The organism is Polaromonas sp. YR568 (assembly GCF_943369415.1).
Lineage (GTDB): Bacteria > Pseudomonadota > Gammaproteobacteria > Burkholderiales > Burkholderiaceae_C > Polaromonas.
The window spans coordinates 27049-51156 of the sequence record NZ_CALRNF020000006.1 but is presented as its reverse complement, the minus strand read 5'-3'; the positions used below and the strand labels follow the sequence as shown (position 1 = coordinate 51156).

The following is a 24108-nucleotide window of genomic DNA, read 5'->3' as shown; positions in this document are numbered from 1 at the left end:
GGCCGACGGTTTCGCGACCGCTGACGCCTGCCCGCCGGGGGCGCGCCTCAATCCACCTTCGCCCCGGAAGCCTTCACCACCTGCGCCCACTTCTTGTGCTCGGCGTTGATGAAGGTCGTGAACTGCGCCGGCGTGTTCCCGCTCGGGATCGCGCCTTGGGCCAATAACTTCTCTTTCATCGCCGGCGTACCCAGCGCCTTGGCGGCTTCCTGCTGGATGCGGTTGACGATGTCGGGTGGGGTGCCGGCGGGGGCGAGCAGGCCGAACCAGGAGCTGGCTTCAAAGCCTTTCATGGCGGGGCCGCCGGCCTGTTCTATGGTGGGGACATCGGGCAGGGCGGCTGAGCGTTCTGCGCTGGTCACGGCGAGGGCTTTGAGTTTGCCGGACTTGATGAGGGCCATGGAGGAGGGCAGGTTGTCGAACATGACGTCCATGTCGCCGCTCATCAAGGCGAGCAGCGCGGGGCTGGAGCCGCTGTAGGGGAAGTGGGTCATGTAGGTGCCGCTCATGGTTTTGAAGAGCTCGCCTGCCAGATGGATGGAGGTGCCATTGCCGCTGGAGGCCATGTTGAAGGTGCCGGGTTTGGCTTTGGCGGCGCGTATGAAGTCGGTGACGTTGTTGATGCCGGCGGCTTTGGCTTTGTCGGTGTTGACGACCATGACGTTGGGCACGCCCGCGACCAGGGTGATGGGCGCGAAGTCTTTTTGCGGGTCGTAGGCCATCTTGCTGTAGAGCGCCTTGTTGATGCCGTGGGTGCCTACGGTGCCCATCAGCAGGGTGTAGCCGTCGGGTGCGGACTTGGCGACGATGTCGGCGCCTATGTTGCCGCCGGCGCCGGCGCGGTTCTCGACGACAAAGGCCTGGCCGAAGGCTTTGGTGAGTTCAGGCGCCATGGCGCGGGCCAGGATGTCGGTGGTGCCGCCGGGGGCGAAGGGAACGACGATTTTCACGGGTTTGGTTGGCCAGCTGGCGCTCTGGGCCCAGGCGGAGGGCGAGGCCATGAAGGCGGCGAAGGCGGTCAGCGCGGTGGCGAAGATGGCGCCGTAGCGGCGTGAAAGCAGGGATTTGTTGTTGTTCAAGAGGGGCTCCAGGAGTGGCCGGCACGCGGCCGGGGGGTCACACGAACATAGCGTGCGCGGGCATGCCCTTCAAGAGGGTAAAACCCGGCGGCCCCAAATAAAAAAGCCGCCCGGCGAACCGGGCGGCTGGCAATCAAGGCAATCAGCCGTGATTTATCAATCAATCAAGCGATCAATCAGTCAGCAAACTTGCCGGCAGCTTCGATCACGGGTTTGAGCTTGGCGATTTCGCCGGCCACAAAGGCTTTGTGGGCGGCGGGCTCGACACGCTTGTCGGTCACCACGACGGCGCCCAGGGCTTCTTCCTTCTTGATGAAGTCGGGGTCTTTCAGGGCCAGCTTGAGCGCGGCATTGAGCTGGGCCATGACGGCGGGCGGCGTGCCCTTGGGGGCGTAGAGGCCGTGCCAGATGGTCAGGTCAAAGCCTTTGAGGCCCATTTCCTGCAGCGTCGGGTAGTCCTTGAGCAGCTTGTTGTTCGACAGCGGCTTGGCGGTGGTCACGGCAAAAGCCTTGACGCGGCCGGCTTCGATCTGGCCGGTGGTGTTGGTGGTCTGGTCGCACATCATGTCGACCTGGCCGCCCACCAGCGCATTCATCGCGGGGGCCGTGCCGCCGAAAGGAATGGTGGTCATGGCTTCCTTGGCGTTGATGGCCGCCTGCCACATCAGGCCGCACAGGTGGGAAGCTGAACCCAGGCCGGCGTGCGCGATGTTGAGCTTGCCGGCGTTGGCGCGAATGTAGTTCTCGAAGTCGCGGTAGTTGTTGGCGGGCAGCTGGGGCTTGCCGATGATGGTCATGGGCACTTCATTGATCATGCCCAGGAATTCGAAGTCTTCCAGCACCTTGTAAGGCAGCTTGCGGTACAGGCCCGGCGCCGCCGCCATGCCGATGTGGTGCAGCAGCAGGGTGTGGCCGTCGGGCGTGGCGCGTGCCACTTTGGCCGCGCCTATCGTGCCGCCGGCACCGTTGACGTTTTCAACGACGAAGTTGGCGCCGCCGCCCATGGATTTGCGCATGGCTTCGGCCAGGTCGCGCGCCACGCGGTCGGTCGGGCCGCCGGCCGCGAAAGGCACGACGAAGGTGACGGGCTTGGAACCTGGGAAGGCGGGGGCTTGCGCATGCGCGGCAAAAATGGTGGCCGCGGCGGCAGCGAGGACTAACAGGCGTTTCATGAGCGTCTCCTTGTGATTGAACGGGCCAAGTTTACGGGTGCCTTGCCGCCTGAACATCGCGGGAACTACGTAAGGGGTATCCATACATCACCCCTGTACAGGCTCACTGCGTGTAGCCTGCTCCCCCTCAAGGGGGCGGCGCCTGCGGTCTGGCAAAGCCAGTCCCGCGGCCCCCACTGGTGAATACCCTTCCGCTGCAGTAGGCTGCTGAGCTCTTCAACCCAGCAGGGGCCGCGGAGCCGGCTTTGCCGGGCCGCAGGCGCAGCGCCCCCTCGGGGGGCAGCGCAGTACGCGCAGCGACAAGCGTGGGGGCTGGATCTTTACCAGCAGGGGCCGCGGAGCCGGCTTTGCCGGGCCGCAGGCGCAGCGGCCCCCTCGGGGGGCAGGGAGCTACACGAAGTGAGCGACCGTGGGGGCTACTTATAGCTCCTCGCGTCCTCAATGACCTTGCCATCGTTGGGGAGACTGCCGGGCGCCACCAGTTGCACGGTGCCGCGCAGCTTGGTCACGTCGCGGATGACTTCGCCGATGCGCTGGTCCAGGCCGTCGGGGGCGGATGCCGTCTCGACCTGGAAGTGCATGCTGTCGTTGGCCATCTCGCCGCTGACGACCAGCCTGGCCTTGAGCACCTCGGGAAAGCGCCTGGCGATGTCGGCCACCTGGCCGGGGTGCACAAACATGCCGCGCACCTTCACGGTCTGGTCGGCCCGGCCCATCCAGCCCTTGATGCGGGTGTTGGTGCGGCCGGTGGGGCAGTGGCCCGGCAGCACCGCCGACAGGTCGCCGGTGCCGAAGCGGATCAGCGGGTAGTCGGGGTTCAGCGTGGTGACGACCAGTTCGCCGACCTCGCCTTCGGCCACCGGGTCGCCGGTGCCGGGGCGCACGATCTCCACGATCACGCCTTCGTCCAGCACCAGGCCCTCGCGGGCCTCGGTTTCATAGGCGATCAGGCCCAGGTCGGCCGAGGCATAACACTGGTAGGCGATGATCCCGCGTTCGGCCAGCCAGTCGCGCAGGCTGGGCGGAAAAGCCTCGCCCGAGACCATGGCGCGCGTCACCGTGGGCAGCGCGACCTTCATTTCGGCGGCTTTGTCGACAATGATTTTCAGGAAGCTGGGCGTGCCGACGTAACCTGCGGGCTTGAGCTCGGCCATGGCCTGCACCTGCTGCTCGGTCTGGCCGGTGCCGCCGGGGAAGACGGTGCAGCCCAGCGCATGGGCGCCGCTTTCCATCATGGCGCCGGCCGGCACGAAGTGGTAGCTGAAGCAGTTGTGCACCAGCTGGCCCGGCCGGAAGCCGGCGGCGTGCAGCGCGCGCGCCAGGCGCCAGTAGTCCTTGCGTGTGCTGTCGGGCTCGTAAATCGTGCCAGGGCTGGCGAACACGCGCGGCATGGCGGCGCCGAATCGCAGCGCGCTGAAGCCGCCGAACGGGTCGCCGCCGGCATCGCGCGCGGCCTGCTGGCGTTCCAGCAACTCGTATTTGCGCGTGACGGGCAGGCGCGCCAGCGCGGCGCGTGAGGTCACCGCGGCGCCGTTGATGCCCTTGAGGATGCCGGCAAAGGCCGGCGCATGGGATTGCGCGTGCGCGATCTGCTGCGGCAGCGCGGCCAGCTGGGCGGCTTCGCGCTGCGCGTGCGGCCGTTGTTCCAGGGTGTCGTAAAAATTGCTCATGTCGCTACCCTCAGGCCAGCCAACGCTTGCGGCGTTTGTAACTCTTGACGTCTTTGAAGCTCTTGCGCTCCCCGCCGCCCACACCCAGGTAAAACTCTTTCACGTCCTCGTTGTTGGCCAGGTCGGCCGCCGCGCCGTCCATCACCACGCGGCCGCTTTCCATGATGTAGCCGTAGTCGGCGTACTTCAGCGCCATGTTGGTGTTCTGCTCGGCCAGCAGGAAGGTGACCTGCTCCTTCTGGTTCAGGTCTTTGACGATGTTGAAGACCTCCTCGACGATCTGCGGCGCCAGGCCCATGGAGGGCTCGTCCAGCAGCACCATGGTGGGGCTGGCCATCAGCGCGCGGCCTATGGCGCACATCTGCTGCTCGCCGCCCGAGGTGTAGGCCGCCTGCGAGGTGCGCCGGGTTTTCAGGCGCGGGAAGTAGTTGTAGACCTTCTCGAGGTTGGCCGCCACTTCGGCCTTGCTGCTGCGCGTGTAGGCGCCGGTCAGCAGGTTTTCCTCGATGGTCAGGTGGGCGAAGCAGTGCCGCCCCTCCATCACCTGCACCACGCCGCGCCGCACCAGGTCGGCCGGCGAGAGGTTTTCAATGCGCTCGCCGCGCAGCTCGATGGAGCCCTTGGTGACCTCGCCGCGCTCGCCCTTGAGCAGGTTGGAGATGGCGCGCAGCGTGGTCGTCTTGCCCGCGCCGTTGCCGCCCAGGATGGCGACGATGCGGCCCTGCGGGACCTGCAGCGAGACGCCCTTGAGCACCAGGATCACGTGGTTGTAGATGACCTCGATGCCGTTGACGTTGAGAACGATGTTGGGTGTGTCCATATTTTTCCTGACCAATTGGAAAGCCTGCGTGCAGGCCTTCCAATTGGCGGCTCGCGAGAGCCGCCATGGGGATGCCTAGCTTTGGCAGTCAGCTGCCGTGCGGCGCGTCATCTTCTTGTCGGCCAGGTACTTGTCGGCGCCGGCCTTGATCATGGGTTTCAGGATCTGCTCGTCGGCCTGGATGAAGTCGGAGCTGAACTCCCACTTGCTGCCGGTCCAGGTCTGCACGCGCGCGGCGGTCGAGCCCATGTGGTCGGAGCACGAGGTGCTGATGGGCCGCATCACGCCGGCAAAGCCGAGCGCGTCCAGGCGCTTCTGGTCCAGCGCCAGGTTTTCCATGCCCCAGCGCACCTGCTCACCCGTCATGACCTTGCCCTTGCCGAAACGTTCCTGGGCGCGGCGCACGGCCTCGATGCTCAGCATCTGGATGATCACGCCGCGGGTGTACAGCACCTGGCCGACTTCGTCTTTCGGGCCCGTGCCCTGGCCCTTGTCGTGCACGTACTTGAGGATGTCCTGGATCACCTTGGGCTGCGTGCCCGAGGTGTTCAGCGCCAGCGCGTTGTAGCCCTTGGCGCCTTCGCCCACGTCCTTCACGTCAGGCTCTGCGCCGGCCCACCACACGCCGTACATCTTGTCGCGCGGGTAGCCGGTGGCCTGCGCTTCCTTCAGGGCGGTGGAGTTCATCACGCCCCAGCCCCACAGCAGCACAAAGTCGGGCCGCGTCTGGCGCACCTGCAGCCAGGCCGATTTCTGCTCGACGCCTGGCGCGGTCACGGGGATCAGCTGCAGGTCGAAGCCGTGCATGCGGGCGCGTTCCTGCAGCAGCGGGATCGGTTCCTTGCCGAACGGCGAGTCGTGGTAGACCAGCGCGATCTTCTTGCCCTTGAGCTTGTCCAGGCCGCCTTCCTTCTTGCCGATGTGCTGGATCAGGATGTCGGCGCCCGTCCAGTAGCTGCCCATCAGCGGGAAGTTCCACTTGAAGGCCTGGCCGTCCTGCGCGACCGACAGGCCGTAGCCCAGCGTGATCAGCGGCACCTTGTCGGTGGGGACTTTTTCGGTCAGCGCGAAGGTGATGCCGGTGGCCTGCGGGTCAAAGATCGCGACGCCGGGCCGGCCCTTCAGGCGCTCATAACATTCCACGCCGCGGTCGGTGGCGTAGCCGGTTTCGCATTCCTCGTACGTGAGCTTCACGCCGTTGATGCCACCGTCGCGGGCGTTGACCATCTTGAGGTAGTCCTGCTTGCCGTTGGCCCATGGCACGCCGTTGGGCGCGTAGGGGCCGGTGCGGTAAGACAGCAGCGGAAAGAACTGCTCTTTCGCTTGCGCATAAGCGCTGGTCGTCACCAGGGACGAAGCGCCGGCGGCGATGGCTGCCACCGCCAGAATCAAACTGCGAATCTTCATTGTTGTCTCCTGAGAATTAAAAGCAAAGCACCTGACAAAACACATCCGAAACGGATACCTGAGTAAACGGACAAAGCCCTGGAAATGCATCGGTAGTTGCGAGTACTCGCTCGCTCCAGCCGGGGCCGCGGAACCGGCTTTGCCGGGCCGCAGGCGCAGCGGCCCCCTTGGGGGGAAGCGCATTACACGAAGTGAAAAGCGTGGGGGCCATGGCTTCAATGCGGGAAGGGCCACAGGCGCAACTTCTGCTTGCCTATGGACCACAGCTTGGCCAGGCCGTGCGGCTCCACAATCAGGAACCAGACGATCAGGCCGCCAAAAATCATCAGTTCGGCATGCGACACGCCCGCCGTGCCCATCTCGTAGCCGAAGAGCCGCGTGACGGCCGGCAGCGCCTGGCTCAGCACAATCGGCAGGATGGTGATGAAGGCCGCGCCCAGGAAGCCGCCCAGGATGGAGCCCAGGCCGCCGATGATCACCATGAAGAGCAGGCGGAAGGAAAACTCCACCGAGAAGGCGGCCGGCTCCCACGAGCCCAGGTGCACAAAGGCCCAGAGCGCGCCGGCCATGCCGATGATGAAGGAGCTGACGGCGAAGGCGCTGAGCTTGGCGTACATGGGGCGTATGCCGATGACGGCGGCCGCCACGTCCATGTCGCGTATCGCCATCCATTCGCGGCCTATGGCGCCGCGCACCAGGTTCTTCGCCAGCAGCGCGATCACCACCAGCAGGCCCAGGCACAGCAAATATTTGGAGACCGCGCTGTCAATCGGCAGGCCGAAGACCTGCAGGTTGTTGACCGAGATGGAGCCCGAGGGCGAATCGTTGGTCAGCCACTTGATGCGCAGGAACATCCAGTCGCTGAAGAACTGTGCCGCCAGCGTGGCGACAGCCAAGTACAGGCCCTTGACGCGCAAACTCGGCAAGCCGAACAGGATGCCGAAAGCCGTCGCGCACAGTCCGCCGAGAATCAGCGCCGGGATCAGCGGCATGCCGGGAATGCGCACGAAGAAGTTGTAGGCGCCATAAGCCCCCACGGCCATGAAGGCGCCCGAGCCCAGCGAGATCTGCCCGCAGTAGCCGACCAGGATGTTCACGCCCAGCGCGGCCAGCGAGATGATCAGGAAGGGAATCAGGATGGCGCGGAACAGGTAGTCGCTGGCGAGCAGGGGAACGGCCACAAACGCAAACAGCAGGAAGAGGCCCACGAAGATGCGGTCCTGCAGGATGGGGAAGATCTGCTGGTCTGCCCGGTAGGTGGTTTTGAACTGGCCGTTTTCTCTGTAAAGCATATTGCTCTTCTTCTTTCAGACGCGGTCGATGATCTTCTCGCCGAACAGCCCTTGCGGTCTGAACAACAGAAAGCCCAAAGCGAGAACATAGGCGAACCAAATTTCAATACCGCCGCCAACAAAGGGGCCCAGATAGACTTCCGACAGCTTCTCACCCACACCAATAATCAGCCCGCCAATAATCGCGCCCGGCACCGAAGTCAGGCCACCGAGGATCACGACCGGCAGCGCGCGCAAAGCCACGGTGGCCAGCGAGAACTGCACGCCCAGCTTGCTGCCCCAGATCATCCCGGCGACCAGTGCCACCACGCCGGCCACGCACCAGACGATGACCCAGATGCGGTTCAGCGGAATGCCGATGGACTGCGCGGCCTGGTGGTCGTCGGCCACGGCGCGCAGCGCGCGGCCGGTGGCCGTCTTCTGGAAGAACACGCTGAGCGCGGCCACCAGCACCGCGGCAATCAGCGCGGCGTAGAGGTCTTCCTTGTTGATCAGCACGCCGCCCTGGAAGGCGGACTCCAGCACAAAGATGGGTTCCTTGGGCATGCCGATGTCTATCTTGTAGATGCTGCTGCCGAACAGGGTCTGGCCCAGGCCTTCAAGAAAGTAGGCGATGCCCAGCGTGGCCATCAGCAGGGTCGCGCCCTCCTGGTTGACCAGGTGGCGCAGCACCAGGAACTCGATCAGCCAGGCCACCACAAACATGATGGCGCCGGCGATCACAAAGGCCGCGATATTGGCCAGCAACAGGCTCTGCAGGCCCGTCCACATCGGAATCCACTCCGAAAAGCGCGCCATCGCCAGCGCCGCGAACAGCACCATCGCACCCTGCGCGAAGTTGAAGACGCCGGAGGCCTTGAAGATCAGCACAAAGCCCAGCGCCACCAGCGAATACAGCATGCCGGCCATCAGGCCGCCGAGAAGTGTTTCCAGGAAAAAGGCCATTGCTTAACTCCGTTCGCCCTGAGCTTGTCGAAGGGCCGTCGAGGCATCGTGAGCAGGCTTCGACAAGCTCAGCCCGAACGGGGGTGGGAGATCGTGGTTCATGGTGTTCATCAATGACTGTCAGTGACTCGTGCCCAGATAAGCCCGGATCACGTCTTCGTTGTTGCGTACTTCGTCGGGCGTGCCGTCGCCTATCTTCTTGCCGTAGTCCAGCACCACCACGCGGTCGGAGATGTCCATCACCACGCCCATGTCGTGCTCGATCAGCACCACGGTCGTGCCGAACTCGTCATTCACGTCGAGCACAAAGCGGCACATGTCCTGCTTTTCCTCGACGTTCATGCCGGCCATGGGTTCGTCGAGCAGCAGCACCTGCGGCTCCATCGCCAGCGCGCGGCCCAGGTCGACGCGCTTTTGCAGGCCGTAGGGCAGCTGGCCCACGGGCGTCTTGCGGTAGGCCTGGATTTCGAGGAAGTCGATGATTTTTTCGACCGCCTCGCGGTGTCTGATTTCTTCTTTTTCGGCCGGGCCTATGCGCAGGGCCTGCAGCAGCAAATTGCTTTTGATCTTGAGGTTGCGGCCCGACATGATGTTGTCGAGCACGCTCATGCCCTTGAACAGCGCCAGGTTCTGGAAGGTGCGCGCCACGCCCATCACGGCCACCTGGTGGCTGTTCATGTGCTTGAAGGTCTGGCCGCGGAAGGTGATGGAGCCCTGCTGCGGCGCATAGACGCCGTTGATGCAGTTGAGCATGGAGCTTTTTCCGGCGCCGTTGGGGCCGATGATGGCGCGTATCTCGTGCTCCTTCACATTGAAGGAGATGTCCGACAGGGCTTTCACGCCGCCGAAGTTCAGGCTGATGTTCTTGACGTCGAGGATGACGTCGCCGATTTTCTTAGCCAAAACAAGGTCCTTTCGCTATGGAGGCGCAAAAGATCCCGTATTGCGCCTTCCCCCTCTGGGGGAAGGTTGGGATGGGGGCCTGCAGCGATCGATTTCTCGCCGCGTTTTGGATGGACAATCCGTAGAGCCCCCATCCCCGCCTTCCCCCAGAGGGGGAAGGAGTGAATGCGCCAAGCTGCGGGTTCATGCTGCTGCCTTCACGGGTGCGAACGTCTGGGCGTCGCTGATCTTGAGCGTCGCGCTCACGCTGCCGCTGCGTCCGTCCTCGAACTTCACGACGGTCTCTATGAACTGCTCGGTCTTGCCGGCGTAAAGCGCATCGACCAGCGGCAGGTATTTCTCGGCGATAAAGCCGCGCCTGACCTTGTTGGTCCGGGTGAGTTCGCCGTCGTCGGCGTCCAGTTCCTTGTGCAGCACCAGGAAGCGGCTGACCTGCGAGCCGGCCAGCAGCGCGTCCACGCTGAGGTCGGCATTCACTTTCTCGACGCATTCCTTGATGAGCTGGTAGACCTCGGGCTTCTGCGCCAGGTCGGTGTAGCCGGCATAAGGCAGGTTGCGGCGCTCGGCCCAGTTGCCGACGGCGTCGAAGTCGATGTTGACCATCACGCAGCACTTCTCGCGGCCGTCGCCGTAGGCCACGGCTTCCTTGATGTGCGGGAAGAACTTGAGCTTGTTCTCCACATACTTGGGCGCGAACATGGCGCCGTCGTTGGCGCCGCCCTTGATGCGGCCCACGTCTTTCACGCGGTCGATGATCTTCAGGTGGCCGGCGGCGTCCAGGAAGCCGGCGTCGCTGGTGTGGTACCAGCCGTCGGCGCTCAGCACCTCGGCGGTGGCGGTGGGGTTTTTGTAGTATTCCTTGAGCAGGCCGGGCGACTTCACGAGGATCTCACCGTTCTCCGCCACCTTGATCTGCACGCCCGCGATCGGCACGCCCACGGTATCGGCGCGCGCCTGGTTGTCGGGCTGCAGGCAGACGAAGACGGCGGTCTCGGTGGAGCCGTAGAGCTGCTTGAGGTTGATGCCGATGGAGCGGTAAAAGGTGAAGAGGTCGGGGCCAATCGCCTCACCCGCCGTGTAGGCTACACGCACGCGCGAAAAACCCAGGGTGTTGCGCAGCGGGCCGTAGACCATCAGGTTGCCCAGCGCATAGAGCGCGCGGTCCAGCCCGCCCACGGGCTTGCCGTCCATCAGCGCGGGGCCGGCGCGTTTGGCCACGCCCATGAAGTAGTTGAACATGCCGCGCTTGATGCGGCCCGCGTCTTCCATGCGGATCATCACCGTGGTCAGCAGGCCTTCAAAGATGCGCGGCGGCGCGAAGTAGTAGGTCGGCCCGACTTCCTTCAGGTCAATCGTCACCGTGCTCGCGCTTTCGGGGCAGTTGACCACATAGCCGCAGGCCAGCCACTGCGCATAGCTGAAGATGTTCTGGCCTATCCAGGCCGGCGGCAGGTAGGCCAGCACTTCCTCGGCCGAGGTCAGCCGGTCGAAATCGGCCCCGGCTTTGGCGCGGTCCAGCATGGTGTTGTGGGTGTGGACCACGCCCTTGGGGTTGCCCGTGGTGCCCGAGGTGAAAAACATCGCGGCCACGTCGTCGGGCCGGGCCTTGTCGACCTCGCTTTTGAAGAAGCCCGGCTGCGCGGCCGCAAACGCGCGGCCCGCCTCCAGCAGCGCATCCAGCGACTCCAGGCCGGCCTCGGCGTAATTGCGCAGGCCGCGCGGGTCGTCATACACCATGTGCGCCAGCTGCGGGCACTGGCCGCGTATTTCCAGCAGCTTGTCGACCTGCTCCTGGTCTTCCACGAGTGCGAAGCGCACGTCGGCGTTGTTGATGGGGAAGATGCATTCGGCGCCCACGGCGTCCTGGTACAGCGGAATCGGCACCGCGCCCAGCGCCTGCGCGGCCAGCATGGTGGCGTACAGGCGCGGCCGGTTGGCGCCGATGATGACCATGTGCTCGCCGCGCTGCAGGCCCCGCTGGTGCAGGCCGCAGGCCAGGTGTTCCACGAGCTGCGCCATGCCGGCCCAGCTGTGCGCCTGCCAGATGCCGTACTCTTTTTCACGCATGGCGGCGGCGCCGGGGCGCTCGGCCGCATGTTTCAGCAACAGTCTCGGGAACGTGGTTTGCATATTCCTTGTCTCGCCGTCTTTTGGGCTTCCGGCTCATAGTCCGAAAGTTGTCTCTTGAATGCATGGTAGGCATGCATTTGACGTTAAGTTGTCGTTCGGACGACAATTCAAGGGTGATTACTCCCCCGGACTTTCCCTTAGGCCCCAGCGAGGTACGCGCGTGGTGACGATGACCGGCCAGTCCATGCAGATACGCGCCCGCATGCCCGACGCGCAGGAACTGGCCGGCATCCACTGGCTGGAAGCGCTGCTGCCCGCCGAGCGCGAACGCGCCGTGGCCAGCGTGCGTGTGGGCGACGCCAACATCGGCGACTACGTGTGCCGTGTCGGCAAGCCGGTGACCTACTGGTTCGGCGTGGTCGAGGGCCTGCTCAAGATGAGCACCGACAGCGAACAGGGCGCCACCATGACCTTCACCGGCCTGCCGCCCGGCGCCTGGTTCGGCGAAGGCACGGTGCTCAAACGCGAACCCTACCGCTACAACATCCAGGCCCTGCGCAAAACCGTCGTCGCGGGCCTGCCGGTCGAGGACTTCCACTGGCTGCTGGACCACTCCATCGGCTTTAACCGCTTTGTGATGAACCAGCTCAACGAGCGCCTGGGCCAGTTCATCGTCGCGCGCGAGATCGACCGCATGAACAACCCTGACATCCGCGTGGCCCGCAGCCTGGCCGCGCTGTTCAACCCCGTGCTCTACCCGGGCGTGGGTGAAATCCTGCGCATCACGCAGCAGGAGATGGCCTACCTGGTCGGCCTGTCACGCCAGCGCGTGAACGAGGCCCTCAGCGCCCTGCAGGCCCGGGGTTTTATCCGCATCGAATACGGCGGCTTGCGGGTGCTGGACCTGGAGGCGCTGCGGTCCAGTGTGTTGGGGGGGAAGGATGAGGATGTGTTGGCGGCGGGCAAGCGGTGAAAGAAAACTCCTGAGTCAAAGCGCAGTTCCGGGCGGGAATACACCTCAACATTTCACGATCTTTATCAATGCCGAGTACAAGAAGTGGGCGCAGGTGGTGAAGGCTTCCGGGGTGAAGGTGGATTAAAAGTTCAGACCTTCACATAAGCCTACTCTTATGAAATAAGGTGAGGGTTCAGGCTTGGCACACTCCGGCATCAAGACGCTCTGATTACGTTACTAAACAGTCAAATGTCTGCTTGGGACCCGAGGCGGTCGCTATTAAGATGCCGTCTACCGGTTAGAAGCGAACATTCTCCCAATTCTTAAATGGAATATATAGACGTAATTTGGAATCACCTGCTTGACGAGGAGCCAATTCGACTCGTATCGGAGGTCGGAGAAGACCGCTTCGAATGTCGGAAGCTGGAGTTTTTCAGGGACGGCACCGTGGACGTTGCTGACGGTGTGCGTGAGACCTTGAGGACAAGATTAGGGTTGATCGCGACGCCTACAGTAGTCGAGATAAACCAAGACCCGGAGTTTGAGGCTGTGGCCATCAGTGCAGTCGATTTCGAAGCCCTGTGGCTGACGTACGCGCGTCCCTCTGCACATTGACGTAAAGCACTTTCGGTCATACGCGAAATAGGACTAAAGATGAGAATAGGGAACAGACTCAGGCCTTGCGATATATAACGTTGGAGCGCTACACAATGAACTTCCAGCAAGTCGGCGAATATCTGGTTGCAACCCGCATCACGGGGCCAACACACAACATACTGCAATTGCAGTTCGCGTCTTATCCAGATAGCCCGCCTAGCATTCAGGCACTTCCCGGAGTCGGTCCAAACCAAGCTGCTCTGAATTCACAAGAGGTGCTGCGGCAGGTGGTGGCCGGCGTGGCAGCCGCCAACATGGAGTTCAAAAGCGGCTATCGCGTCGGCAAGGTTCGGTTTGTAGAAAATGATTCAAGGCCTGAGTCCGTTTACAAAGAACTGGCAGCATTCATAGTCAGGCGGGTAGTGCATGGCTAGGCGTCGCGATCACCGTGCTTGATCTACTTGAAAATCCAGAGTTCCTTAGGTCACCGAACCTTCGATTGGAAGAGCTCGCAATCCGTGGCGTTCCGTACGGCTGTGCCGCACGCGAATTCCCAGTCGAGCTGGTGAGTCAAGTCACGCTCGCCCCGATAGTGGCGAGTTCAACCTGGTCTCACGAACTTGGAGAGACCTATCAAGATGCCGCAGGTCGAAATCTTTCCCTCTCTGAAGTAGTCTCAAATGCCCTTCAGTTGGGCGGGATTCTTCACTTTCCGGAGAGCGTCAGCTTCAAGTTCGAGAATGGCCATGTGACTGGACTCGCGCTCTATGGAGCATCACTCAATTTTTTCGCGCACATCGGAAGCCACGCACAGTTTGTCAAAGAATTCGGTGTCGCTGATGTTGTTCAGACCAAAGAGGCCTACGGCGATCTTATGGGTTATGAACACTACTACAGGCAGTGTCAGAAGTTCGTTGAGTGGGACGAAATGAGAAGAAAGATTGTGGTCATCAATTTCGGGATAAGGCGTCATGACTTGGGCGTCGTCCAACCCTTCCATCGAGAGGACTCGCCCCGGCGAGCCGAGTCGAGCCGCTCATGTCAAACGTTAGAACGCAGAGGGGGCACTGTGGCTTTTCCAGCGACAGAAATTCATCTCGAAGCGGCAGAGCGGGAGCTAGGGGTCAAGCTGCCCCCGGAGTTTCGCGAGCGCCTTTTGGCCCGGAACGGCGGGGAGCTTTCGACAGCGGGAGACGATTGGCAAGTTTTCCCGGTGTTCGACGCAACGAACCGCAAGACGGCGGGACGTTCCGCAGGCCACATCGTCCTTGAGAATCGGAACGCTCGATCGTGGGAGGGGTTTCCGAAGTCCGCTGTTGCGATAGCCGCAAATGGCTCAGGCGATCTCCTTCTCTTTCTCCCGGAGGGAGCTTCCGGCCGACTGGATCCACAAGTTTTCGTCTGGGATCACGAAACACGGAAGTGCACGCGAGTCGCACTCCGATATGGGAAGTAGGTGCGCAATGCGCTCTAGCATTTCGGTCGACACTGGTGCCTTGCGGTGTCCGTGCGCGGCGCGCGCTCCTGCAAGTCGCCGGTCACCTTGGCGCGAGACCGTACATGTTGCCGAAGCGGGTATTTGAGTTCCTGAACCACGGCGACAGCGTCGTCGCCGAGGTCCCGGTTCAACCGAGCGGTATGCGATGCTTTGTACGCATTCGGCCTGTACCGAAGCCAGGCGTTCCTCGTGACGATAAAAGATACCTGAACTCGACGTGGTCCACTTGGGAGTATTGGGACTTCGAGTTCCGTCGCATCACTCTTCAAGAGGGATGGGAAGGGGACGAATGGAACTACGATCGCTACATCGCGAGCGATGCGCGCCGAACGACATCTGACCCAGCTTCTTTTCAGTTGCTCCTGGCTGAATGGATTCCCGACGCAGCACTCCTCCAACACGTCTCGGAATCGCCATGTCCGGAGTGACACTGTCTAACAAGTCAATCGACAAGGACGGTCTTTCGGCTGACTTCGTTATCTTCACGTCAGACGTCACCAAAGCCAAACCCGCATCATGCAACTGACTATTTTTCTTTTGGAAGGCACTTCGTACACATCTACGGCACGATCATTGCCGTTCCTCTATCGAGTCGCATTTGACAACCCAACGGTGATTTCTGGCCCTATTCACGTAACGGCTTGCATTCTGGAGAACCAGGCGAACAAGGAAGTCTCTGCCGGCTATACCAAAAGCATCTTCAGCCTCCCGGGGATGGAGCGCTTCATTGAGGCAGGCACCGAGCTTGTAATTGCGGCTGAGGCTCTTGAATGCGAGAGCGGTTCAAATGAATTGATTCCTGGCTCGTATGAAGTCTCAGCGAAAGTCTCGGTGCAAGTAGCAAGCCCTGACGGCTCTCTTAAGCATCATGAATTAAGGGCGTCTCGTCAGTTCATCTTGTCATGAAGGAGCCGCCCGAGACCTCCATCGAAGGGGGTTTCAAAGGCTCGCAACGAATCAAGCTCGCCATCTGCGCCCGGCACCCCGAATCCTTTGGGTTATCAACGCCGAGCACAAGAAGTGGGCGCAGGTGGTGAAGGCTTCCGGGGCGAAGGTGGATTAGGGCGAGGCGCGGCCTCAGTACAGCGCGGAAACAGCCAGCCGCAGGTTGTCGCGGGCGCGCGCTTCGAGCGCGGCCTGGAAGTGCGGCGTGCTGTAAATGACGGACCGGTCCAGGAAGGCGCGAAGAATTTCCCCGCGCTTGCGGCGAAACAGGTCTTCGGGCACGAAGGCGTATTCCTGGCGTATCTGTTCTTCGTACTCGGCAAAGCGCGGCGGCAAGGCGCCCAGGATGGACAGGTCCACGTCCACCAGCAATCTGGCATCGGGCGACACCGGCAGCGCGCTGTGGCAGGTGGCCATCACCAGTTCATCCACCCGTTGCACGGTGGCCGGCGGGGCGCCGTGTCCTTCCAGCACGCTGCGTGCCCAGTCGGCGCTCTGTCTTTCGTTGTCGTGGCGCTGCGTGTCGTAAATGCCGTCGTGGAACCAGAGTGCGACTTCGACCTCGCCGGGCCGTTCGGCCAGGTGGCGGACGGCTTCGAAATGCGCGAGGCATTCCGCGAGGTGCTGCACCGTGTGGTACTTGCGGTGAGGCTCCGAGTAGCGCGCCACCAGTTCGTCAAACACGCAGCTTGCGATGGGGCGGACTGTCAGGGCCGCTGCGCAGCGCTGCCGGGAACGCGCCAGCAGGGCGGTGGTGTCGGGGCTGGGGCCTGGCATCAGTACAGCGTCGATTTCTGCCGCGCGGGCAGTTCGCGGTCGTATTTGTCGCCGTCTACGGCCGCCGCCGTCAGCGCCTGCAGCATGGCGCCGGGCGTGGGCACGTCGGGCCGGCCTTGCGCCGCCAGCTGCCACAGCTGCGAGCGCTGGATGGCGCGGGCGCACTGGAAGAACACCGATTCGACATGGATCACGATGACGCAGTGCGGCAGTTTGCCTTCCACGGCAAAGCGCTGCAGCAGGTCGGGCGCGACCGTGATGTGGGCGCTGCCGTTCACGCGCAGGGTCTCGCCGGCGCCGGGAATCAAAAAGAGCAGCGCCACGCGCGGGTCGGCCAGCAGGTTGCGCAGGCTGTCGATGCGGTTGTTGCCGCGGCGCTCGGGCAGCAGCAGGGTTTTGTCGTCCTGGATGGCCACAAAACCCGGCGGGTCTCCGCGCGGTGAGGCGTCCAGTCCGCCGGTGCCGGACGTTGCCAGCACGGCAAAGGGCGAGGCCTTGATCAGCGCCTGGTAGGCCGGGTGCAGGTAGTCCACCTCTTTTTGGAAGGAAGGCGCAGCGACGGCGCCGAACAGCGCCTCGAGTTGCGGCAGGCTGGTGACGGCATGGGGATCGGCTTGTGCGTGGGTGGTGTCCATGGGCATGACTTTATCGCTTTGGCTTTTTGCCGGTGGGTGAGGGGGCGGGTGCGCACAGCGCTTCCACCAGTTTGAGGGCGGGCACCGACAGCTGCTCAAAGCGGCGCGCACAAATCAAGAGCTGCCGGTCGGCCCAGGCGTCGGTCAAGGTGAGCATGCGCAGCTTGCCCGCGTTCGCATGGCTTTCAGCCGCGACGGCCGGCACCACGGCCACACCGACACCAGCCTCCACCATGCGACAGACGGCTTCAAAGCTGCGCAACCGTATGCGCGTGCGCATGCGCAGCCCCAGGCGTTCGGCCTGCAGGGCCAGGTGCTGGTGCAGCGCGCTGTCTTCGTCCAGGCCGACAAAATCGTGGGCCAGAGCCAGGGCGAAGCTGATCTGGCGCTGCCGGCCGAAACCGGCGGATCGTGGAACGACAAGCACCAGCTGGTCGCGCCGGAAGGGCCTGGACTCCAGGCTGGAGATGTCGGCCGAGTCGGCCACGATGCCGAGGTCGGCCACCTGGGCCAGCAGCTGCGAGACGATCAGGTGGCTGGGGCGCTCTTCGAGTTCGACGTCGATGGCCGGGTGTGCATTGAGGAAATTCGCGAGCGCCTGCGGCAGGTAATCGGTGATCGCGGCGGTGTTGGACAGCAGCCGCACCTTGCCGGCCAGCCCGCCGGCGTAGTCGGCTATCTCGCCGTGCATGCGTTCGATCTGCTGCAGCACCAGGCGCGCATGGTGGGCCACGGCCAGGCCCGCCTTGGTGGGTTTGACGCCGCCGCGCAGGCGCTCCAGCAGCGGCACACCCAGGGCATCTTCCATGCCGCGTATGCGCGCACTGGCCGAGGCCAGCGCCAGGTGCGAGAGCTTGGCTCCGGCCGTGATGCTGCCGGTGTCGATGACGTGCAGGAAGAGGCGCAGGTCGACGAGGTCAAAGCGGAGGGGGGCGGGCATGGTGGTGTAAGACCTGTTCCAGCCTTCGGAGATAGCGAAGGCTACCAGCGCATATTACCGCTTGAGCGTGAACGCGGCGCTGCGCAGAATCGCTTGCATGAATTCGATCAACAACTTTATGGGCACGGACCCCGACACCCTTTTGATGGGCGTGGTCGTCTCTGTATTTCTGCTGGCCGGTCTCGTCAAGGGCGTGGTCGGGCTGGGCTTGCCGACGCTGTCCATGGGTTTGCTGGCCGGTGTGATGCCGCCCGCGCAGGCAGCCGTCCTGCTGATCCTGCCTTCGTTGCTGACGAATGCCTGGCAGATGTGGGACGGGGCCGCGCTGGCCAGCCTGCTGCGGCGCCTGTGGCCCTTGCAGCTGGGTGTTGTTGCCGGAACGCTGTGGGCGCCGGTCAGCCTGGTCACGCTTGATGCGGGGCTTGCATCGATGGGGCTGGGTACGGCGCTGATGGTCTATGCGCTGCTGGGCTTGTTCGCGGTACCGCTGGCGGTTCCGCGCCGTGGCGAAAGGGGGTCTTCCTTCATCACCGGATTGCTCACCGGTGCCATCACCTCGGCCACCGGTGTGTTTGTGTTCCCGGCCGTGCCTTACCTGCAGGCCTTGGCGCTCAGGAAAAACGAGCTGGTGCAGGCGCTGGGTTTGTCGTTCACGGTGTCCACCGTTGCGCTGTTTCTGCGCCTGGTGATGGAGGGCTCTTTTGCCATGGGCCAATTGCCCGGCGGGTGGAGTCTGTTGCTGCCGCTGCCCGCCGCGTTGCTGGGTATGGCCGCCGGCCAGGTGCTGCGCGGGCGTGTGGGCGAGAAGGGATTCAAGAGGCTGTTTTTTGTGGGTCTGCTGCTCATAGGCGTTTACATGGTCGCTCGCGGGGCCATGCACTAGGGCGATGGAAACCCAGGCCGAGGTGTCGCAGGCCCTGGAGACTCTCCATACCAAGGCCGCGCGCCTGACCTTGCTACTCGAAAAGGCCAGCGATCCCCTGCAGTCCGAGGCCGCTTCCCTGCTGGACGACATTGACGCCCTGCGCGCCCTTCACCTGCGCGCCGTGATGCGGCCTCACGCGCCGCCCTGAACAGGCCCAAAACGCCGCATTTTTACGCTTTCTTTATACCGGCCGCCGGTCTTTCATCCCCGTTTTTACGCGCCGGATCCGAAACTTCCTCCATCGTTGTTCGTTGGAGAAAGTTATGGATCTCGCGTTTATTCTCGGTGCCGCCTCCCTGTGGGGCGTGATGGTCTTGCTGGTGTGGGGCTTTAAAAAGCTTGAAAAGCCCGAAGGAGGCCGTTCATGATCAGCCTTGACGTGCTTTACGGCTTTGGCGGCATCTGCGCCGTCCTGCTGCTCACTTACCTCGTGTATGCGCTGATCTGCGCCGAGGAGTTCTGATGAGCAACGCTTCATGGGGCCTGCTGGCCCTTTTCCTCGCTGCGTTGCTGGTCACGGCCTGGCCGCTGGGCATCTGGCTGGCGCGCATTTATTCCGGCAGCCTTCCCGGGTGGATGCACAAGGTGGAAGCGCCGCTGTACCGCCTGGCCGGCACGTCGGCCGATGCCGGCATGAAATGGTCGCAGTACGCGCTGGCCTTGCTGGCCTTCAATGCGCTGGGTGTGGTCGCGGTCTATGCCTTGCAGCGCCTGCAGGTGTGGCTGCCGCTGAACCCGGCCGGCATGGCGGCGATTTCGCCTGATTCGGCTTTCAACACCGCGATCAGCTTTGTCTCGAATACCAACTGGCAGGGCTATGCCGGTGAATCGACCATGAGCTACCTCACGCAGATGCTGGTGCTGGCTGTGCAGAATTTCTTCTCCGCCGCCACCGGCATCGCCGTGGTGTTCGCGCTGTTCCGCGGTTTTGCCGCGCGTGCGACGGGCGCCATCGGCAACTTCTGGGTGGACGTCACGCGCATCACGGCCTGGCTGCTGCTGCCGCTGTCGCTGGTGTTCGCGATCTTCCTCGTGGGGCAGGGCGTGATCCAGAACTTCGATGCCTACAAGGACGTCGCGACGCTGGAAACCACCTCTTACCAGGTCGCGAAGAATGGCCCTGACGGCCAGGCCCTGAAAGACGACAAGGGCAATGCCGTGATGGAAGACGCCAAAACCACCACGCAGACCCTGGCCATGGGCCCGGTCGCGTCGCAGGAGGCCATCAAGATGCTGGGTACCAACGGCGGCGGCTTCTTCAACGCCAACTCGGCCCATCCTTATGAGAACCCGACGGCGCTGAGCAACTTCTTCCAGATGCTCTCCATCTTCCTGATCCCCGCGGCGCTGTGCTTTGCCTTCGGCCGCGCGGTGGGCGACCAGCGCCAGGGCTGGGCCGTGCTGGCCGCGATGACGGTGCTGTTTGTGGTCGCCGTGGTGGCCATCACGCCGGCCGAACAAGCCGGCAACCCGCTGCTGTCGCCCCTGGGCGTGGACCAGTCAGCGAGCACGCTGCAGGCCGGCGGCAATATGGAAGGCAAGGAAACCCGCTTCGGCATCAATGCCTCCAGCCTGTTCGCGGTCATCACGACGGCGGCCTCCTGCGGCGCGGTCATCGCCATGCACGACTCCTTCACGCCGCTGGGCGGCATGGTGCCCATGGTGATGATGCAGCTCGGCGAGGTGGTGTTCGGCGGCGTCGGCACCGGCCTTTACGGCATGCTGATCTTCGCCATCCTGGCGGTGTTCATCGCCGGCCTGATGATAGGCCGCACGCCGGAATACCTGGGCAAGAAGATAGAGGCGCATGAGATGAAGCTGACCTCGATTGCCATCCTGGTCACGCCCATCCTGGTGCTGGCCGGAACGGCGGTCGCGGTGCTGGCAGGCGCCGGCAAGGCCGGCATTGCCAACCCTGGTGCGCATGGCTTTTCTGAAATCCTTTATGCGCTGACCTCGGCCGGCAACAACAACGGCAGCGCCTTCGCGGGCCTGTCGGCCAACACGCCGTTTTACAACACGCTGCTGGGCGCGGTGATGTGGCTGGGCCGCTTCGGTGTGATTGTGCCGGTGCTGGCGATTGCCGGCGCGCTGGCCACCAAGAAGCGCCTGCCCGTCACGGCCGGCACCATGCCCACGCACGGCCCGCTGTTCGTGACGCTGCTGATAGGCACCGTGCTGCTGGTGGGCCTGCTCAATTACGTGCCCGCCCTGGCGCTGGGCCCTGTGGTCGAGCACCTGATGCTCTGGCCCGGCCAATAAACGCAAGGCTCAAAGAGAAATTGATATGACTACCCAAAAACCTTTTGTGTTGCTTGACCCCGCGTTGCTCAAACCCGCCATCGCGGCCTCGTTCACCAAGCTGAGCCCGCGCGTGCAGTGGCGCAACCCCGTGATGTTTGTCGTCTACATCGGCAGCATATTGACCACCTTGCTGGGCCTGCAGGCCTTGCAGGGGCAGGGCGAGGCGCCGGCAGGTTTCATCCTGGCAGTCGCTGTCTGGCTGTGGTTTACCGTGCTGTTCGCCAACTTTGCCGAGGCATTGGCCGAAGGCCGCAGCAAGGCGCAAGCCGCCTCGCTGCGCAGCCTGAAGAAAAGCACCTGGGCCAAGAAGTTCAAGGAGCCCAACGGCAAAACCTTCCACGGCACGGCCTGGCTGCCTGAACAAGCCGAGAACCTGCGCAAGGGCGCGGTGGTGTTTGTCGAGGCCGGCGACATGATTCCGCTGGACGGCGAAGTCATCGAAGGCGTGGCCTCGGTCGACGAGAGCGCCATCACCGGCGAATCGGCCCCGGTGGTGCGTGAATCGGGCGGCGACTTCTCGGCCGTGACGGGCGGCACGCGGGTGCTGTCCGACTGGCTGGTGGTGCGCATCGTGGTGAATCCCGGCGAGTCCTTCCTGGACCGCATGATCAGCATGGTCGAGGGCGCCAAACGCCAGAAGACGCCCAATGAAATCGCGCTGACGATTCTGCTGGTGGCGCTGACCATCGTCTTCCTGGTGGTGACGGTCACGCTGTTGCCTTTTTCGATGTTCAGCGTGGGCGCCGCGGGCGCGGGCACGGTGGTCAGCATCACCGCGCTGGTGGCCCTGCTGGTCTGCCTGATCCCGACCACGATTGGCGGCCTGCTGTCGGCCGTGGGCGTGGCCGGCATGAGCCGCATGATGCAGGCCAACGTCATCGCCACCTCGGGCCGCGCGGTGGAAGCCGCCGGTGACGTGGACGTGCTGCTGCTGGACAAGACCGGCACCATCACCCACGGCAACCGCCAGGCCTCCAGCTTCCTGCCGGCCCCCGGCGTGACCGGCGCCAAATTGGCCGTCGCCGCCATGCAGGCCTCCATGGCCGATGAAACCCCCGAAGGCCGCAGCATCGTGGCCCTGGCCCAGCGCCTGGGCGCCGCCGAGGCCCTGGTGGGCGACAGCCATGAGGTGCCTTTCACCGCCCAGACCCGCATGAGCGGCATCGACGTGCAGCGCCCCGACGGCAGCATGCGCCAGCTGCGCAAGGGCGCGGTCGACGCGATCCGCAGGCATGTGGAAGCGCTGGGCGGCAGCGTGCCGGCCGAGGTGATTCGCGCCTCCGACGAGGTGTCGCGCCGCGGCAGCACGCCGCTGGCGGTGGCCGACGGCAACATCGTGCTGGGCGTCGTCGAGCTGAAGGACATCGTCAAGGCCGGCATCAAGGAGCGCTTCGGCGAGTTGCGCCGCATGGGCATCAAGACGGTGATGATCACCGGCGACAACAAGCTGACGGCCGCCGCGATTGCCGCCGAAGCCGGTGTCGACGACTTCCTGGCCGAGGCCACGCCCGAAGACAAGCTCAAGCTGATACGCCAGTACCAGGCCGAAGGCCGGCTGGTGGCGATGACGGGCGACGGCACCAACGATGCGCCGGCCCTGGCCCAGGCCGACGTGGCGGTGGCCATGAACAGCGGCACCCAGGCCGCCAAGGAGGCCGGCAACATGGTGGACCTCGATTCCAACCCCACCAAGCTGCTGGAGATCGTGGAGACCGGCAAGGCCTTGCTGATGACGCGCGGCTCGCTCACCACGTTTTCGATCGCCAACGACGTGGCCAAGTACTTCGCCATCATCCCGGCGATCTTCGTGACCACCTACCCGCAGCTGGCCGCGCTCAACGTGATGCGCCTGGGCAGCCCTTCGTCGGCGATTTTGTCGGCGGTGATTTTCAACGCGCTGATCATCATGTTTTTGATCCCGCTGGCGCTCAAGGGCGTGAAGTACCGCGCTGTCGGTGCCGCCACGCTGCTGCGCCGCAACCTGCTGATTTACGGCCTGGGCGGGCTGATCGTGCCCTTTATCGGCATCAAGGCGATTGACATGCTGTTAGTCGCCATGAACCTCGCGAACTGATCCCAAGGAAAACTCATGAAAACCATTCTTCGCCCCGCACTCGTGATGTTCACCGTGCTGACCCTGGTCACCGGCGTGGCCTACCCGCTGGTGGTGACAGGCGCCGCGCAGGCGCTGTTCCCGGCGCAGGCCGGCGGCAGCCTGATTCTGCGCGACGGCAAGCCCGTCGGATCCGCGCTGATAGGCCAGAACTTCAGCGACCCCGGCCATTTCTGGGGCCGCCCATCGGCCACCGGTCCCATGCCCTACAACGCCGCGGCTTCCAGCGGCGCCAACCAGGGGCCGCTCAATCCCGCGCTGGTCGACGCCGTGAAGGGCCGTATCGAAGCGCTTAAAGCCGCCGACCCCGGCAACACCGCGCCCGTGCCGGTGGACCTGGTCACGGCCTCGGCCAGCGGGCTGGATCCGCACATCAGCCCGGCTGCGGCGCGCTACCAGGTGGCGCGCGTGGCCAAGGCGCGCAAGCTGCCGGTGGAGAAAGTGCAGGCCCTGGTCGGGCAGCACACCGAACAACCCTTGCTGGCCGTGCTGGGCGAAGCCCGCGTCAACGTGCTGCAACTCAATCTTGCCTTGGAGGCTCTTCGCTGAGAACCCGTTATGGCCTACGCCGCTTACTGTGATTCGTTTGGTTTGGTTCCCGCTCCTGCGATGCCGCTTGCGCGCAGCCGCTGGGTCGTGATGGACCTCACCGTGCATAGCCGTGACGCCGTGTGGGTGCGGCGCGCGCTGGTGAACTGCGAGGGTGCCGGCATCCTGCGTTGTATCCCCCAACTTGACGAGCACCGGGTGCGGCTGGAGATCCGCCTGCCCGACAGCATGACGGGCGAGGTGATGCACCGCATCATGATGTGTGTGCCCCATGGCGTGATCGGCCCGCTGATTTCGTGGAACCGCCACCTGCAAAGGCACGGACTCGATCATGGACTCTGATCTTTTGAGAGCCCTGTGCGCGCTGGCTGCCTTTGGTATTCCGCTTGCCGTGGCATGGTGGATCGCGGGCTGGGACGAGAAGCCTGTATCCGCGCAGAAGGAGGGTGAGCCTGCGGCGCAGGAAGAGCGCCCCCGGTGTTACCCTTTGCGCAGCGACCTTTGAGCTTTTT

At 63.7% G+C, this 24108-nt stretch carries 26 protein-coding genes; 13 read left to right on the top strand and 13 right to left on the bottom strand.

The features are described 5' to 3' along the window. Positions 1–47: 47 nt before the first annotated feature. The 9 genes from ACLV74_RS06005 to ACLV74_RS05965 form a co-directional block, all read right to left on the bottom strand. Positions 48–1001, bottom strand: a complete 954-nt coding sequence (locus tag ACLV74_RS06005) for a Bug family tripartite tricarboxylate transporter substrate binding protein (RefSeq protein WP_411878552.1) — start codon at positions 999–1001, stop codon at positions 48–50. A gap of 254 nt (positions 1002–1255) precedes the next feature. After that, positions 1256–2251, bottom strand: coding sequence for a tripartite tricarboxylate transporter substrate-binding protein (locus ACLV74_RS06000; RefSeq protein WP_411878466.1), 996 nt, complete (start codon positions 2249–2251; stop codon positions 1256–1258). A gap of 416 nt (positions 2252–2667) precedes the next feature. Next, entirely contained in the window at positions 2668–3921 is a 1254-nt protein-coding gene (locus ACLV74_RS05995) for a phenylacetate--CoA ligase family protein (protein WP_411878465.1), read from the bottom strand. A 10-nt stretch (positions 3922–3931) separates the two neighbouring features. Then, positions 3932–4741 (bottom strand): ABC transporter ATP-binding protein, encoded by an 810-nt coding sequence (locus tag ACLV74_RS05990; protein ID WP_411878464.1) that lies wholly within the window; start codon positions 4739–4741, stop codon positions 3932–3934. Positions 4742–4816: 75 nt separating this feature from the next. Next, positions 4817–6148: an ABC transporter substrate-binding protein gene (locus tag ACLV74_RS05985; protein WP_411878463.1), complete on the bottom strand. Its 1332-nt coding sequence runs from the start codon at positions 6146–6148 to the stop codon at positions 4817–4819. A gap of 215 nt (positions 6149–6363) precedes the next feature. Continuing rightward, a complete protein-coding gene (locus tag ACLV74_RS05980; RefSeq protein WP_411878462.1) occupies positions 6364–7440 on the bottom strand; it encodes a branched-chain amino acid ABC transporter permease in 1077 nt (358 codons plus the stop codon). Between the two features lie 15 nt (positions 7441–7455). Beyond that, on the bottom strand, positions 7456–8385 hold the full coding sequence (locus ACLV74_RS05975; RefSeq protein ID WP_411878461.1) for a branched-chain amino acid ABC transporter permease: 930 nt from the start codon (positions 8383–8385) through the stop codon (positions 7456–7458). A 120-nt stretch (positions 8386–8505) separates the two neighbouring features. Then, positions 8506–9288, bottom strand: a complete 783-nt coding sequence (locus tag ACLV74_RS05970; RefSeq protein ID WP_411878460.1) for an ABC transporter ATP-binding protein — start codon at positions 9286–9288, stop codon at positions 8506–8508. 183 nt (positions 9289–9471) lie between these two features. Continuing rightward, positions 9472–11418 carry an AMP-dependent synthetase/ligase gene (locus ACLV74_RS05965; RefSeq protein WP_411878459.1) on the bottom strand — a complete coding sequence of 649 codons (1947 nt, stop codon included), beginning with the start codon at positions 11416–11418 and terminating at the stop codon, positions 9472–9474. Between the two features lie 169 nt (positions 11419–11587). Between ACLV74_RS05965 and ACLV74_RS05960 the strand changes: the two genes are divergently transcribed. The 3 genes from ACLV74_RS05960 to ACLV74_RS05950 all read left to right on the top strand — a co-directional run bounded on the left by ACLV74_RS05960 (position 11588) and on the right by ACLV74_RS05950 (position 13344). Beyond that, positions 11588–12331: a Crp/Fnr family transcriptional regulator gene (locus tag ACLV74_RS05960; RefSeq protein ID WP_411878551.1), complete on the top strand. Its 744-nt coding sequence runs from the start codon at positions 11588–11590 to the stop codon at positions 12329–12331. A gap of 309 nt (positions 12332–12640) precedes the next feature. Beyond that, entirely contained in the window at positions 12641–12928 is a 288-nt protein-coding gene (locus tag ACLV74_RS05955) for a DUF6881 domain-containing protein (protein ID WP_411878458.1), read from the top strand. 95 nt (positions 12929–13023) lie between these two features. Next, complete coding sequence (locus tag ACLV74_RS05950) at positions 13024–13344, top strand: hypothetical protein (protein WP_411878457.1); 321 nt, start codon at positions 13024–13026, stop codon at positions 13342–13344. Positions 13345–13685: 341 nt separating this feature from the next. Here ACLV74_RS05950 and ACLV74_RS05945 read toward each other — a convergent pair whose 3' ends face one another. Beyond that, entirely contained in the window at positions 13686–13901 is a 216-nt protein-coding gene (locus tag ACLV74_RS05945) for a hypothetical protein (protein WP_411878556.1), read from the bottom strand. Here ACLV74_RS05945 and ACLV74_RS05940 point away from each other — a divergent pair. Both ACLV74_RS05940 and ACLV74_RS05935 read left to right on the top strand, forming a co-directional pair. Beyond that, positions 13839–14366, top strand: coding sequence for an SMI1/KNR4 family protein (locus ACLV74_RS05940; RefSeq protein ID WP_411878550.1), 528 nt, complete (start codon positions 13839–13841; stop codon positions 14364–14366). The genes ACLV74_RS05945 and ACLV74_RS05940 overlap by 63 nt on opposite strands. Before the next feature lie 558 nt (positions 14367–14924). Beyond that, positions 14925–15314, top strand: coding sequence for a hypothetical protein (locus ACLV74_RS05935; RefSeq protein ID WP_411878456.1), 390 nt, complete (start codon positions 14925–14927; stop codon positions 15312–15314). Positions 15315–15485: 171 nt separating this feature from the next. Here ACLV74_RS05935 and ACLV74_RS05930 read toward each other — a convergent pair whose 3' ends face one another. The 3 genes from ACLV74_RS05930 to ACLV74_RS05920 are packed head-to-tail and all read right to left on the bottom strand — an operon-like array spanning position 15486 to position 17705. After that, positions 15486–16130: an N-methyl-D-aspartate receptor NMDAR2C subunit gene (locus tag ACLV74_RS05930; RefSeq protein ID WP_411878455.1), complete on the bottom strand. Its 645-nt coding sequence runs from the start codon at positions 16128–16130 to the stop codon at positions 15486–15488. Further along, positions 16130–16765, bottom strand: a complete 636-nt coding sequence (locus ACLV74_RS05925; protein WP_411878454.1) for a pyridoxamine 5'-phosphate oxidase family protein — start codon at positions 16763–16765, stop codon at positions 16130–16132. Before ACLV74_RS05925 ends, ACLV74_RS05930 begins: the two co-directional genes overlap by 1 nt. A 10-nt stretch (positions 16766–16775) precedes the next feature. Then, on the bottom strand, positions 16776–17705 hold the full coding sequence (locus ACLV74_RS05920) for a LysR substrate-binding domain-containing protein (protein ID WP_411878453.1): 930 nt from the start codon (positions 17703–17705) through the stop codon (positions 16776–16778). A 97-nt stretch (positions 17706–17802) separates the two neighbouring features. On the opposite strand from ACLV74_RS05920, the gene ACLV74_RS05915 reads away from it, so the two are divergent. From ACLV74_RS05915 to ACLV74_RS05880, 8 genes are all read left to right on the top strand, one after another. Further along, on the top strand, positions 17803–18588 hold the full coding sequence (locus ACLV74_RS05915; protein ID WP_411878452.1) for a sulfite exporter TauE/SafE family protein: 786 nt from the start codon (positions 17803–17805) through the stop codon (positions 18586–18588). Between the two features lie 4 nt (positions 18589–18592). Further along, a complete protein-coding gene (locus tag ACLV74_RS05910; protein ID WP_411878451.1) occupies positions 18593–18778 on the top strand; it encodes a hypothetical protein in 186 nt (61 codons plus the stop codon). A gap of 216 nt (positions 18779–18994) precedes the next feature. Continuing rightward, a complete protein-coding gene (locus tag ACLV74_RS05905) occupies positions 18995–19093 on the top strand; it encodes a potassium-transporting ATPase subunit F (RefSeq protein ID WP_007865713.1) in 99 nt (32 codons plus the stop codon). Further along, on the top strand, positions 19093–20892 hold the full coding sequence (kdpA, locus tag ACLV74_RS05900) for a potassium-transporting ATPase subunit KdpA (RefSeq protein WP_411878450.1): 1800 nt from the start codon (positions 19093–19095) through the stop codon (positions 20890–20892). The genes ACLV74_RS05905 and kdpA overlap by 1 nt, the downstream gene beginning before the upstream one ends. A 25-nt stretch (positions 20893–20917) precedes the next feature. After that, a complete protein-coding gene (gene kdpB / locus ACLV74_RS05895; RefSeq protein ID WP_411878449.1) occupies positions 20918–23008 on the top strand; it encodes a potassium-transporting ATPase subunit KdpB in 2091 nt (696 codons plus the stop codon). Between the two features lie 15 nt (positions 23009–23023). Beyond that, a complete protein-coding gene (kdpC, locus tag ACLV74_RS05890; protein WP_411878448.1) occupies positions 23024–23596 on the top strand; it encodes a potassium-transporting ATPase subunit KdpC in 573 nt (190 codons plus the stop codon). A 9-nt stretch (positions 23597–23605) separates the two neighbouring features. After that, complete coding sequence (locus ACLV74_RS05885) at positions 23606–23938, top strand: hypothetical protein (RefSeq protein WP_411878447.1); 333 nt, start codon at positions 23606–23608, stop codon at positions 23936–23938. Next, on the top strand, positions 23928–24101 hold the full coding sequence (locus tag ACLV74_RS05880) for a hypothetical protein (protein WP_411878446.1): 174 nt from the start codon (positions 23928–23930) through the stop codon (positions 24099–24101). The genes ACLV74_RS05885 and ACLV74_RS05880 overlap by 11 nt, the downstream gene beginning before the upstream one ends. Positions 24102–24108 lie beyond the last annotated feature (7 nt).

Bases quoted from the DNA above. Each gene is read 5' to 3' on its own strand.
- ACLV74_RS05990 (WP_411878464.1), bottom strand. From the start codon at position 4,741: ATGGACACACCCAACATCGTTCTCAACGTCAACGGCATCGAGGTCATC.
- ACLV74_RS05935 (WP_411878456.1), top strand. From the start codon at position 14,925: ATGCAACTGACTATTTTTCTTTTGGAAGGCACTTCGTACACATCTACG.
- ACLV74_RS05940 (WP_411878550.1), top strand. From the start codon at position 13,839: ATGAGAAGAAAGATTGTGGTCATCAATTTCGGGATAAGGCGTCATGAC.
- ACLV74_RS05880 (WP_411878446.1), top strand. From the start codon at position 23,928: ATGGACTCTGATCTTTTGAGAGCCCTGTGCGCGCTGGCTGCCTTTGGT.
- ACLV74_RS06000 (WP_411878466.1), bottom strand. From the start codon at position 2,251: ATGAAACGCCTGTTAGTCCTCGCTGCCGCCGCGGCCACCATTTTTGCC.
- ACLV74_RS05955 (WP_411878458.1), top strand. From the start codon at position 12,641: ATGGAATATATAGACGTAATTTGGAATCACCTGCTTGACGAGGAGCCA.
- ACLV74_RS05995 (WP_411878465.1), bottom strand. From the start codon at position 3,921: ATGAGCAATTTTTACGACACCCTGGAACAACGGCCGCACGCGCAGCGC.
- ACLV74_RS05985 (WP_411878463.1), bottom strand. From the start codon at position 6,148: ATGAAGATTCGCAGTTTGATTCTGGCGGTGGCAGCCATCGCCGCCGGC.
- ACLV74_RS05905 (WP_007865713.1), top strand. From the start codon at position 18,995: ATGATCAGCCTTGACGTGCTTTACGGCTTTGGCGGCATCTGCGCCGTC.
- ACLV74_RS05960 (WP_411878551.1), top strand. From the start codon at position 11,588: ATGACCGGCCAGTCCATGCAGATACGCGCCCGCATGCCCGACGCGCAG.
- ACLV74_RS05930 (WP_411878455.1), bottom strand. From the start codon at position 16,130: ATGCCAGGCCCCAGCCCCGACACCACCGCCCTGCTGGCGCGTTCCCGG.
- ACLV74_RS05950 (WP_411878457.1), top strand. From the start codon at position 13,024: ATGAACTTCCAGCAAGTCGGCGAATATCTGGTTGCAACCCGCATCACG.
- ACLV74_RS06005 (WP_411878552.1), bottom strand. From the start codon at position 1,001: ATGGCCTCGCCCTCCGCCTGGGCCCAGAGCGCCAGCTGGCCAACCAAA.
- ACLV74_RS05910 (WP_411878451.1), top strand. From the start codon at position 18,593: ATGGAAACCCAGGCCGAGGTGTCGCAGGCCCTGGAGACTCTCCATACC.
- ACLV74_RS05925 (WP_411878454.1), bottom strand. From the start codon at position 16,765: ATGGACACCACCCACGCACAAGCCGATCCCCATGCCGTCACCAGCCTG.
- ACLV74_RS05965 (WP_411878459.1), bottom strand. From the start codon at position 11,418: ATGCAAACCACGTTCCCGAGACTGTTGCTGAAACATGCGGCCGAGCGC.
- ACLV74_RS05975 (WP_411878461.1), bottom strand. From the start codon at position 8,385: ATGGCCTTTTTCCTGGAAACACTTCTCGGCGGCCTGATGGCCGGCATG.
- ACLV74_RS05885 (WP_411878447.1), top strand. From the start codon at position 23,606: ATGGCCTACGCCGCTTACTGTGATTCGTTTGGTTTGGTTCCCGCTCCT.
- ACLV74_RS05915 (WP_411878452.1), top strand. From the start codon at position 17,803: ATGAATTCGATCAACAACTTTATGGGCACGGACCCCGACACCCTTTTG.
- ACLV74_RS05980 (WP_411878462.1), bottom strand. From the start codon at position 7,440: ATGCTTTACAGAGAAAACGGCCAGTTCAAAACCACCTACCGGGCAGAC.
- ACLV74_RS05920 (WP_411878453.1), bottom strand. From the start codon at position 17,705: ATGCCCGCCCCCCTCCGCTTTGACCTCGTCGACCTGCGCCTCTTCCTG.
- kdpB (WP_411878449.1), top strand. From the start codon at position 20,918: ATGACTACCCAAAAACCTTTTGTGTTGCTTGACCCCGCGTTGCTCAAA.
- kdpA (WP_411878450.1), top strand. From the start codon at position 19,093: ATGAGCAACGCTTCATGGGGCCTGCTGGCCCTTTTCCTCGCTGCGTTG.
- kdpC (WP_411878448.1), top strand. From the start codon at position 23,024: ATGAAAACCATTCTTCGCCCCGCACTCGTGATGTTCACCGTGCTGACC.